Source organism: Paenibacillus sp. 01L418 (assembly GCF_056400045.1).
The window spans coordinates 1-686 of sequence record NZ_JBFTSN010000848.1 but is presented as its reverse complement, the minus strand read 5'-3'; the positions used below and the strand labels follow the sequence as shown (position 1 = coordinate 686).

Here is a 686-nt window from a genome sequence, read left to right as displayed (position 1 = left end):
CAATAATCCTGTTTCCGAATTCGTTTCAGTTCCTCTTTCAACAGGGAGGGGTCAGTAATTGTTTTTGAAGTAAACTTGCTAAGAGGTTGGTTCAACATTTTGTTCATTTCAAGCTCATTTTGAAAGGCTAAAAGCATTTTTCCGGAACTCGTGCAATGAAGCGGATTTCTCCCTCCCACAAAAGAACCAATGTCTTTTTTACTTAAACCCTCTCTTTGATAAATATAAGCTACTTCATTTTCCTCCAATACAGCTATTCGGAGTGCTTCGGAGGTTTCTTGCGCGAGACGCTCAATGAAGGGGCTTGCTGCTTCAGCTAAGTCCTCAAAGGACATAACCATAACATGATATAACGATACGATGCGTTGGCCAAGTCTGTATTTATGAGAAACTGGATCTTGAAAAACAAAACCTTCGCTCAGCAAGGTAGACAGCAGGCGGCTGGTTGTGCTTTTACCTAGACCTAATTCTTTGGCCAGCTCCGTTAGTCTTTTATCAGGCGTTTGCACAGTAAACAATTTTAATAAACGTAGTGCGTTTTTAACAGAAGAGAGCGTCTGCGGATTTGTATTCGGCACGAGTTGAAACCCCATTCTCCGATTTATATTTTAATTTTATAATTCCGTATACAGGAACAATTGCATTGTTTGCGTCGACTTTGCTTATTATTATACATACATAAGAGC

The 686-nt window shown here is 39.8% G+C and carries 1 protein-coding gene; it reads right to left on the bottom strand.

Going from position 1 to position 686, the window contains the following annotated elements:
• The coding region (locus AC1DSE_RS36100; protein ID WP_477529225.1) for an IclR family transcriptional regulator at positions 1 to 578 on the bottom strand (578 nt) is incomplete at its 3' end.
• Positions 579 to 686: the final 108 nt, after the last annotated feature.